Raw genomic sequence first — 10723 nt, forward strand, 5'->3', positions numbered from 1 at the left:
GGGCTCCGTTCGAGAATCCACCCGGCCGTACCGGAGGGCTCTCGCACTGACCGGCGGGATGTTCCTGAGTGAGGAATGGTGACCAGGTGTCGGTTTCCCGTCGGAAGATGCTGACCTTTACCGCTGCGGGGGTGGCCGCCGCGGCCATCGATGCCGGCGGAATGGGGCGAGCCGCCCTTGCCGGTTCCCGGGTGGCCCGTGCACGAGGGGGTGCCGGGACGACGCTGAGCAAGACGGTGCTGCCCGGCCCGCCCGATGCCCGCGGCTACCGGAAACTCGTCGAAGGGAAGGGCGAGGAGCACGTTCTGCGTACCGACATCACGCCGGTACGGGCTCAGCAACTGCGGCCGCTGGTGGCGTTCGGGCATCTGAGCGATCTCCACATCATCGATGACCAGTCGCCGTCCCGCGTGGAGTTCCTGGACCGGTACAACGACAACCCGGACTCGGGCTGGCCCTTCGGTGCGGCATACCGTGCGCACGAGTTCCTGTCGCTGCACCTCGTCGATGCGATGTGCCGTTCTCTCAAGCAGCTCGGCGAGGGCCCCCGGACCGGCCTCCCGCTGGCCTTCACGGTGGTGACCGGCGACGCGGTCGACAACGCCCAGCTCAACGAGACCCGTTGGTACATCGATCTCCTCGACGGCGGCACGTCCGTGCGAGCGGACTCCGGTTCGCTCGGCAAGGACGAGAGCGTCGCGAACGGAACCTTCGGGCCGAGCGACCACTACTGGCGTCCCGAAGATCCGGTTCAGTCCTCCAACAGGTACGGCCGGCGCGGATTCCCGCAGATCCCCGGCCTGCTGGGTGCCGCCCGCACACCGTTCGGCGCCACCGGGCTTGGCATGCCGTGGTACGCCGTGTACGGGAATCACGACGTGATGGTCCAGGGCAATCTGCCGATCGGCACCGATCTGCCCTTCTTCCACTCGCTCAAGTACCACACCGTCAACGGGTCCAAGTGGACCGAGGGTCCGGACCTCCCCGACAACATGGACGACCTCGATCTCCTCGACGTGATCGAGGCGGTGTTCGACGGCGTGGAGTCGGAGGACGTCACAGCGGACCCGCACCGGCGCCTGCTCAGTCCGGCGGAGTTCATCGAGGAACACCAGCGGACCAGCGGGCTGCCGGTGGGCCACGGATTCGCCGCGGGCAGCGACAAGGCGTACTACGTGATACCCGGCGGGGCCGAAGACCCCATTCGGTACGTCACGTTGGACTCGACGAATCCCGGCGGGCTCGACAACATCACGCACAACGCGAACGGGGGGATCGACGAGGGGCAGTTCGGCTGGCTCGAGGAGCGTCTGAAGGAATGCAGCAGCACCTACTTCGACGCGTCGGGCAACGCCGTGACCCAGCAGGGCGTACGGGACATGCTGATCGTCATCTTCTGTCACCACCCCCTGCGCACGATGACGAACCTCGAGGACGATCACCGTTCGGGGGAGGAACTCGAGGCCCTTCTCCTGCGCTTCCCGAACGTGATCCTGATGGCCAACGGGCACACCCACCGGAACGAGATCACGCCCCACGCCCGGCCCGCGGAACACACCAAGCCGGGCGGCTTCTGGGAGGTGTCCGCCGCGGCACACATCGACTGGCCCGTCCAGAGCCGGGTCATCGAGATCGCGGCCGGGAAGGACCCGGCGGGCAAGGAGTCGCTCTCCGTCTTCACGACCGTGCTCGACATCGACGCGCCTCTGACCAACGGCGGTGACATCCACACCCCCGAGGCGCTGGCGTCACTTGCACGGGAGCTGTCCGTCAACGACCTCCAGGTGGACCTCACGCACCGGGGCGGCGATCAGGACCGCAATGCCGAGCTGCTGCTCCCGGCTCCGTTCCCGCTGTCCGACGTCGCGGGCGCGCCCGCGAAGGTCACCGGGCACGGCTCCCCGGCCCGCCGGAAGCAGGCGCCCGCCCGCTGACGCACGTACCCGTGCGGGCCGGGCCGGAAGAACGCGGGATGCGTACCATCGCCCGCATGAAGAGCTCGCGCGTTCCGGCTCCGAGGGCACGCTGGCCCTTGTCCGGACGGGACGAGGAGCTCGCGTACCTCACGCGGGCGTTGACCGGCGGCGGGTGCTGCGGTGTGGTCATCGTCGGGCCGGCCGGTGTGGGCAAGTCGCGCCTGGCCGAGGAATGTCTCGCCGGCGCCGGACGGGCCGGATTCCGGACCGGGCGAGCCATGGCGAGCACGGCCGCCGGGACGGTTCCACTCGGGGCGGTCGCACACCTGCTCCCGGCAGGGGTCGATCTCTCCGACCCGGTGCGGGGGTTCGCCGTGGTGGCCGATGCCCTGGGCGGAGCGCACCGCCGGGACCGGTGGGCGGTGTTCGTCGACGACATCCATCTGCTGGACGCCACCTCGGCGATGCTGCTGCGTCAGCTGATGGACGCGGGTGTGGTCACGCTCATCGCCACGCTCCGCACGGGAGAGGACGAACAGTGCTCCACCGGGCCGGTGCAGGCACTGACGTCCGGAGAGACGGTCCGGCACGTCGAACTGAAGGAGTTCGACCAGCCTCGGACCGAGGCGTTGCTGCACGAGGTCCTCGGGGGGCCGGTGGGCCGGGGCACGGTGCGGGACCTGCATCAGGTCTCGGGCGGCAACGTGCTCTTTCTGCGCGAGCTCGTCCAGGGCGCCCTGGAACACGAGGAGTTGGCGAGCGACGGTGAGGTCTGGGAGATGAGCCCCCGGGCCGGGCGGAGCACGATGCGGCTGGCCGAGCTCATCCGTACGAAGGTGGACGCCGTTTCCGGATGTGCCCGCACCGCGCTCGAACTCCTCGCCTGCTGCGGGTCACTTCCGCTGGCCGCGGTCGAGGCGGCCGCCCCGCCGGAGGTACTGGCGCGCCTCGAGCGCAACGGCCTGATCCGGTTCGGCACCGACCGGCGGCGCACCCGGGTCTCGCTGGCCCATCCCCTGTACGAGGAGGTCCTGCGCGCCGGCGTGCCCGCGATCGGCTACCGGGCGGCCCTGCTCGGCCAGGCCGACCGGATCGAGGCGTACGGGGCACGCCGGCGGGGTGACGCGCTGCGGATCGCCACCTGGCGGCTGGACGCCTCGGGTGCGGCCGATCCGGCCCTGCTGCTGCGCGCCGCCTCCCTCGCGCACTACGCCTACGACCATCCGCGGACGCTCGCCTTCCTCGACGCGCTCCCGGAGGAGCACCACGACACCCGGACCCGGCTCATGCGGGGTGAGGCGCTCTTCCATACGGGCCGCTGGGAACCGGCCGACGCCGCACTCGCCGAGGCGGCGGAGTCCGCCGGTGACGAGCTGGAGCGCATCGCGATCACCGTGACCAGGACGACGAACCTCGTCGTGAGCAACGCGCCGCTCCCCGCGATCCTCGAGGTCAACGAAGCCGCCGTGGCCGATGCTGGGGGTACCTCCCATGCCGAAGGCCATGGGGGACAGCTCGTCCGCGATCCGCTGCTGACCAACGAAGGCTTCATCAGGCTCGCGTGCGGCCAGCCCGCCGCCGGCCTGGAACTGCTGGACCTGCTCGAACCCGACATCGACCAGGCACCCGACAGGCGGCTGTGGTTGTGCGGGGCGGCGGTGCGGACCCTTGCCCTGGCCCTGGTGGGCCGCGTCCAGGAGGCCGTGGTCTGGGCCGGAAAAGCCCACGCCGCACACCTGCTGGCCCCCGAGGAGGGACGGCCCGCCCACCCGGCCGTACAGCAGGGCTCCCTGGTCCTCGCGCTCGCGGAGGCGGGCCGGCTGGCCGACGCCGCCGCGCTCTGCGAGAGCGTGAGCCGTGAACTCGCCCGGCACAGCCCGATCGTGCGGGTCTTCCCCGCGCTGCTCGGCGCCCGTACGGAATGGCTGGCCGGCCGGCCCGCCACGGCCCGCCGGATGTACGCCGAAGTGGCAGCGCTCGCCCGCAGGGAACACCATGTCAAGGCGCTGCGCAGTGCCTTGAGCGGTCTCACCGCCTGCGCGGCCGTCCTCGGTGACGTGGACGCGGCCCGGAAGGCCCGTACGGAACACCGGAAACTGCCCGAGGGGCCTCCCGGCTACTTCTCCACCGGAGAGGAACACCTCGGTGAAGCCTGGCTGCTCGCGGCCGGCGGCCACGAGAGCAAGGCCCGCCACGTCCTCCGTCAGGCCGCCGACGCGGCCCGTGCCAGCGGGCACGTCACGTCGGAAGGGCTGCTGCTGACCGACGTCGTGAGGCTGGGCGGAGCGAAGGATGCCGCTGGGCGCCTGGCCGGCATCGCGGACACGTGCGACGGTGAACTGGCGGCCGCGCGGGCCCGGCTGGCCTCGGCGCTCGCCGCGGGTGCGGCGGGGCGACTGATCGACGCCACGGGGGAACTCGAGGCCATGGGCGCGTATCTGCTCGCCGCCGAGGCCGCCGCGGCGGCCGCCGATCTCTGGCGCCGCGGCGGTGAGGAGCGGCAGGCGACCGCCGCGGCCGTTCGCTGCGCGGACATCGCGGCAACGCACTGCCAAGGGGCCCGGACACCGCTCCTCGACGCGGTACGGACCACGGCTCCCCTGACCCGCCGGGAGCGCGAGATCTCCGCCCTGGCCGCCGCCGGCGGGACGAGCAAGGAGATCGCGGCGGCCCTGACCCTGTCGGTCCGCACTGTCGACAACCACCTGCACAAGGTCTACGCCAAGCTCGGCATCGCCACCCGCCGGGAACTCGCCGCCCGGCTGGGGCTGTCCCGGCAGCCCGGCGTCGGGGCGTAGCGCCGCGCCGCAGGTGCGTCCAGGGCTCGACCCGGGAGGGGGAGTCCGCGGACCGATTGTTGTACGGACCGGCCAACTCGCCGGTTCGTTCGTCCGCACCGGCGTACGCTCCCGCTCGGCTGGTGACTGAACCGAAGTCGCCGGCGAACCGTACAGATGGTGGCGGCCTGCCTCTTCCGAGCCTGGTCCGCCCTGCCACCACCGGGCTACGCACGGAAGGACCTTCGGGTTGTCGCTCTTCACGCGCTCTGTTCAGCCGCAGCCACCGGACCCGGACGAGACGGCCGGCCGCCCGGACGGTGACGTCGCGGACGACGCCACCGGTGGCGAGGGCGGAGAGGGGGCCGGAGCAGAGACAGCCGGCTGGCGGGACCGGCACCCGGCCAAGGCGCGGGCCGTGACGTGGGGGACCACGGGCGGGGCCGCCGCGCTCGTGTTCGTCGCCCTCCTGCTGCCGAACGAGCTGGCCCGCCTCACGCCCGGCGCGTTCCTGCGCATCCCTCTGGAAGCGATATTCGGCGCCGCCGTGCTGCTGGTCCTGCCGCCGGCCGCGAGGCGGGTGGCGGCGGTGGTCGCCGGGGTCGGTCTCGGCCTGCTGACGATCCTGAAGTTCCTCGACATGGGCTTCCGCTCGCTCATGGACCGGCCGTTCGACATGGTGCTGGACTGGATCCTGTTCGACGACGCCGAGGCGTTCCTCAGCGACTCCTTCGGCCGGGCCGGCGCGATCGGTGCCGTGACCGGCATCGTGGTCCTCGTCCTCGCCCTGCTCGTCCTGATGACGCTGGCGGTCGTCCGGCTGAGTCACCTCGTGGTCCGGCACAGCGCCACGGCGACCCGTACCACCCTGATACTCGGCATCGTCTGGAGCATGTGCGCGGTGCTCGGCGTGCAGATATCCGATGTGCCGGTCGCGTCCAGGAGTTCGGCCAAGCTCGTCGAGAACCGTGCGCACATGGTCCGGGCGGGGCTGAAGGACGAGCAGGCGTTCGCCGAGGTCGCCGCCGTCGACGACTTCCGCGACACCCCGCCGGACCGACTGCTGACCGGGCTGCGCGGCAAGGACGTCATCTTCGCCTTCATCGAGAGCTACGGCCGCAGCGCGGTCGAGGACCCGAGGATGGCACCGCAGGTCGGCGCCGCGCTCGAGGACGGGAACAGCCGGCTGCGCGAGGCCGGGTTCTCCTCCCGGAGCGCCTTCCTCACCTCCCCGGTGGCGGGCGCGGGCAGCTGGCTGGCCCACTCCACCTTCCTGTCCGGCCTGTGGGTATCGAACCAGCAGCGCTATCGCACCGTCACCTCCAGCGACCGGCTGACCCTCACCGAGGCCTTCCGGCGCACCGGGGACTGGCGTACGGCCGGCATCATGCCCGGCGTCACCAAGGCCTGGCCGGAAGGGAAGTTCTACGGCCTCGACCACGTCTACGACTCCAGGGACCTCGGCTACCGGGGCCCGAAGTTCAGCTGGTCGCCCGTACCGGACCAGTACAGCCTGAAGGCCTTCGAACGCCTGGAGCACGGCAAGCCTGACCGCGGGCCGCTGATGGCGGAGATCGTCCTGGCCACCAGCCACAACCCCTGGGCGCCCCTGCCCAGGATGATCGGCTGGGACGAGGTCGGTGACGGCTCGGTCTACCACGGCATCAAGAAGGCCGGGAAGGACCCGAAAGAGGTATGGAGGGACCCCGACCAGGTGCGCACCGAGTACCGGCGTTCCATCGAGTACTCGCTGCACAGCCTCACCTCCTACGTGCAGAAGTACGGCGACGACGACACGGTGCTCGTCGTCCTCGGCGACCACCAGCCCAACCCCGTCGTCACCGGCAACCACGTCAGCCGGGACGTACCGGTCTCGGTCGTCGCCCATGACCCGGCCGTGCTGGACCGGATATCCGGCTGGGGCTGGCAGGACGGGCTGAAGCCCGGCCCGAAGGCACCGTCCTGGCGGATGGACACCTTCCGCGACCGCTTCCTGACCGCCTACGGCCCGCGGCCGGCGCAGTGACCGGACCATCCACGGGTGGCCTGCACGGAAAAACCTCAGAAGAATTCCGGGGGAGCTGTCGATCCGGCCGCCTTCCGTTCGACGCAGGGGTGAGAGGCGGGGAAAAGCCCCCGCCCTCCCTACCGAGGAGTCACCATGCCGCGTTACCTGACGATGATTCGCATCGACGAGCAGAACGCCCCCGCCGACAACCCCGGCCCCGAGTTCGATGAGCGCATGGGCGCGCTGCTCGAGGAGATCACCAAGGCCGGGGTCATGCTGGACACCGCCGGGCTCACCCCGACCTCCGAGGGCACCCGGGCCACCTGGTCCGGCGGCAAGGTCAGCTACACCGACGGGCCCTTCACCGAGAGCAAGGAAGTCGTCGGCGGCTACTCCCTCATCCAGGCCAAGGACAAGGCCGAGGCGCTGGAGTGGGCCAAGAGGTTCCTGGAAATCCACCCGGCGCACTGGAACGTCACCGCCGAGGTCCGCGAGATCGCCGAGGCCTGATACGGCCCCGCTTGCCCCGCCCCGCCGCGGCTGCTCTGATAGGTGGCCGTGGCGGCGGCAAGCGTGACAGAAACGGTCGAAGCGGTCTTCAGGATCGAGTCCGCGCGGATCATCGCCGGTGTCGCCCGCATCGTGCGGGACGTGGGCATCGCCGAGGAGCTCGCGCAGGACGCGCTGGTCGCCGCACTGGAGCAGTGGCCGGAATCGGGTGTCCCGGACAAGCCGGGGGCCTGGCTCATGGCCACCGCCAAGCACCGCGCGATCGATCTCGTACGCCGCAAGGAGACCTACGCGCGCAAGCTGGCGGAGGTCGGGCGGACCCTGGAGGACATGCCGTCCCCCGAGCCGGAGATCGCCGAGGCGGACGACATCGCCGACGATCTGCTGCGGCTGATCTTCACCGCCTGCCATCCCGTGCTGTCCACGGAGGCCAGGGTCGCGCTCACGCTGCGGTTGCTGGGCGGCCTGACGACGGAGGAGATCGCCCGCGCGTTCCTGGCCGCGGAGCCGACGGTCGCCCAGCGGATCGTCCGCGCGAAACGGACGCTGGCCAAGGCCGGCGTCCCCTTCGAGGTCCCGTACGGCGCCGACCGGGAAGCCCGCCTCGCGTCGGTCCTCGAGGTCATCTATCTCGTCTTCAACGAGGGCTACTCCGCGACGGCCGGCGACGACCTCGTGCGCCCCGCTCTGTGCGAGGACGCGCTCCGGCTGGCTCGCGTCCTGGCGGCGCTGATGCCCGAGGAGCCCGAAGTCCACGGCCTGGCCGCGCTCCTGGAGTTCCAGGCCTCCCGCCTCGGGGCCCGTACCGGCCCCGACGGCGAGCCGGTGCTGCTCGCCGACCAGAACCGCGCCAAGTGGAACCGCATGCTCATCCACCGGGGCGTCGAGGCCCTGCGACGGGCGGGCCACGGCCCGTACTCCGTCCAGGCCGCGATCGCCGCGTGCCACGCGCAGTCGGACACGGACTGGGCGATGATCGCCGCCCTGTACGGCCGCCTGATGACGCTGACCCCGTCCCCGGTGGTCGAGCTGAACCGGGCGGTCGCCGTCTCGAAGGCGGAAGGCCCCGCGGCCGGCCTGCGGCTGGTGGACGCACTGGCGGCCGAACCAGCCCTGCGGGAATACCACTTGCTCCCGAGCGTCCGGGGAGATCTGCTGGAGCGCCTGGGGCGGGAGGAGGAGGCGCGCGCGGAGTTCGAACGGGCGGCGTCCCTGACCCGCAACGCGCGCGAGCGGGAGCTGCTGCTGGCACGGGCCGCACGCTCCGCGTAGCGCGCGGCCGGCATCCGTCCACGCCGGCGCCCCGCCGCCTTCTCCACACCCCCGGCTACTCAGGTTCCTTCGGTCCAGTACCGCTGAAGCCGGGCCACCGCCTCTTCCTTGGTCAGCCCGGCCACTGCCCCCTCTGCCAGACCGACCCGGTGAATCAGCAGGTACACCAGGTCGGCGGGCAGCGCTTCCTTGGGCACCGGTGGGACCCCCCGGTCCGGAAGGCGGCCGTGCAGCACGCAGTCCCAGAACTCGTCCGCGGAGACGGAAAGCTGGTCACGCAGAATGTGACTCCACATCGCCGCGCCGTAGACCGTGCGGTCCACCGGGTGCGAGATCCGCGTGCGCAGGACCCGCCCGTCGCGAAGTGTCAGCTCGTAGGTGAGGTGATGGGTACCGGTGCGCCCGCGCGCATCGCGCACCCGCACCCAGTTCTCCGTGCCACAGAACCGCTCATGGCGCTCACGGTCGGGCTGTGGTCGGTTCACCGACCCGCCCCTACCAGCCAATCGGCCAACTGCTGGTCGTCACTGAGAGCTATCATCTGCACCAAGCCCCAGGTTTCCTGATGGTTGGGAGCCGTGCGCAGACGGTCCTGCCAGTCTTCGGCGTACTCGCGCAGCGCATCGACCATTTCACCGATGGCCTCATCGAAAGTCGCTCCGTCCGCCGCCACCGGAAGGCCGGGAACGAACACCGACCAGCCCCCCGCTTCGGCCACGACCTGTGCGGTCGACGGGCAGACCATGGCCAGGTAGTGACGCAGTCGCTCGACATCCACGACCGCGGCCCGGCCCGTGTCCCGGCGCACCGTTGCCACCCGGCCCTCGTCGGCCGCGTCAAGGAGATCCTTGAGGTGCGTACGCGCCTCCGTGTAGCTCTCATAGTGCACACCGGACACAGTGCCCTCCTTCGTCTTCGTTCCAGAATGGCGCGGCCCTGGGAAGTACGTCAAGTACGTCACGTACTTGGACTCCCGGCAACCCGACCTTTCCGCGTTATGTATGCGGCGGCGCTCCTCAATGCGTACCGCGAGGGCTGAGTCATTCCGTCTGCCGTGGGAAGTCGGAACACCTGCTGACGTCGATCCGCCGGCGGGAGGCGCGAGTGAGAGTTTTCGGCGTTCCCTTCAATTCCGCCGGCCGCCCCGAGGGGGTGGCGCGGGCGCCGCGAGCGCTGCGCGACGCCGGGCTCATCAGCCTGCTGGAGCACCGGCGGCCCATCCGCGACGCCGGTGACGTCGACGTCGGCGTACTCAGCCCGGAGCGGGACGCGCGGTCGGGGCTGAAGTCGCTCGACAGCCTGGAGCGGGTCACGGCTTCGTTGCGTGATGCGGTCGCCGGCAGCCTGCGCGACGGCGAACGTCCGTTCGTGCTCGGCGGTGACTGCCCCGTCCTGCTGGGCTGCCTGCGCGGTGCGGCCGATGTGGCCGGGGAGGTGGGTCTGCTGTTCGTCGACGGACACGAGGACGCCTGGGCACCGGACCGCAGCACCACCGGCGAGGCCGCCGACTGCGAGCTCGGCCTCCTCCTGGGACTGCACCGTGAGAACCTGCCGAGTTCACTGACCAGGCTGCTGCCCAGCCTGGACCCCGGCGCCGTCGTCGCGCTCGGGCCCCGCGACGCGGAGGAGCTGGCGGAGCACCGGATTCCGTCGGTGGCGGGGAGGATCCTCCTGCGTACGGCCGACGATCTCGGCTCGTCCCCGGACGCCCCGGCGGTGTACGCGCGTGACGCCACCGACCGCATCCTGCGCCGGGCCGGCGGCTGGTGGCTGCACGTGGACCTCGACGTGCTGTCCACCGATGCCCTGCCCGCCGTCGACTACCCGCAGCCCGGCGGCCTGACCTGGCCGGAGCTGACAGCCCTGACCACCACGGCGCTGCGGGCCCCGGACTGTCTGGGGATGACCGTGTGCATCTACAACCCGGACCTCGATCCCGGCCTCGAGCACGCCCGCCGCATCACGGACCACCTCGGCCGGATATGTGCCCGGCCGGATGTGTGAGGGCCTCGGCGGCGGGTGCCGGAGTCACGTCCTTCTGGTCTGATTGTTCGAATTGAGGTACACCAGATATATGAGGATAATCAGGCATCACAGACGATTCGGTCAGCTGCTCCTGCTGGTGGCCACCCTCCTCGTGCTGTCGGTCACGGTGGCGCCGGGGGCGGGGGCGGTGAGCGCGGGCGCCGGCTCCTGGTACACCGCCGCCCCGGAGAGGACGGGTGGCGGCGCCGTCCTGC

At 71.1% G+C, this 10723-nt stretch carries 8 protein-coding genes; 6 read left to right on the top strand and 2 right to left on the bottom strand.

The window, feature by feature from the left end; genetic code table 11:
* Positions 1-107: 107 nt before the first annotated feature.
* From ACRDP3_RS20115 to ACRDP3_RS20135, 5 genes are all read left to right on the top strand, one after another.
* Entirely contained in the window at positions 108-1934 is a 1827-nt protein-coding gene (locus ACRDP3_RS20115) for a TIGR03767 family metallophosphoesterase (RefSeq protein WP_431518366.1), read from the top strand.
* A gap of 56 nt (positions 1935-1990) precedes the next feature.
* On the top strand, positions 1991-4714 hold the full coding sequence (locus ACRDP3_RS20120; protein WP_431518367.1) for a LuxR C-terminal-related transcriptional regulator: 2724 nt from the start codon (positions 1991-1993) through the stop codon (positions 4712-4714).
* A 229-nt stretch (positions 4715-4943) separates the two neighbouring features.
* The gene (locus tag ACRDP3_RS20125) at positions 4944-6719 is read left to right on the top strand and encodes a sulfatase (RefSeq protein WP_431518368.1); all 1776 of its coding nucleotides are present in this window, start codon (positions 4944-4946) and stop codon (positions 6717-6719) included.
* Between the two features lie 135 nt (positions 6720-6854).
* Positions 6855-7211: a YciI family protein gene (locus ACRDP3_RS20130; RefSeq protein ID WP_431518369.1), complete on the top strand. Its 357-nt coding sequence runs from the start codon at positions 6855-6857 to the stop codon at positions 7209-7211.
* A gap of 63 nt (positions 7212-7274) precedes the next feature.
* Positions 7275-8483: an RNA polymerase sigma factor gene (locus ACRDP3_RS20135; protein ID WP_431518370.1), complete on the top strand. Its 1209-nt coding sequence runs from the start codon at positions 7275-7277 to the stop codon at positions 8481-8483.
* 59 nt (positions 8484-8542) lie between these two features.
* Here the strand turns inward: ACRDP3_RS20135 and ACRDP3_RS20140 are convergent, their stop codons facing one another.
* Both ACRDP3_RS20140 and ACRDP3_RS20145 read right to left on the bottom strand, forming a co-directional pair.
* On the bottom strand, positions 8543-8968 hold the full coding sequence (locus ACRDP3_RS20140; protein WP_431518371.1) for a cytotoxic translational repressor of toxin-antitoxin stability system: 426 nt from the start codon (positions 8966-8968) through the stop codon (positions 8543-8545).
* A complete protein-coding gene (locus tag ACRDP3_RS20145; protein WP_431518372.1) occupies positions 8965-9381 on the bottom strand; it encodes a prevent-host-death protein in 417 nt (138 codons plus the stop codon). Before ACRDP3_RS20145 ends, ACRDP3_RS20140 begins: the two co-directional genes overlap by 4 nt.
* 206 nt (positions 9382-9587) lie before the next feature.
* On the opposite strand from ACRDP3_RS20145, the gene ACRDP3_RS20150 reads away from it, so the two are divergent.
* The gene (locus tag ACRDP3_RS20150; protein ID WP_431518373.1) at positions 9588-10487 is read left to right on the top strand and encodes an arginase family protein; all 900 of its coding nucleotides are present in this window, start codon (positions 9588-9590) and stop codon (positions 10485-10487) included.
* Positions 10488-10723: the final 236 nt, after the last annotated feature.

Origin of the sequence: Streptomyces sp. (genome assembly GCF_050698815.1) — a bacterium.
Lineage (GTDB): Bacteria > Actinomycetota > Actinomycetes > Streptomycetales > Streptomycetaceae > Streptomyces.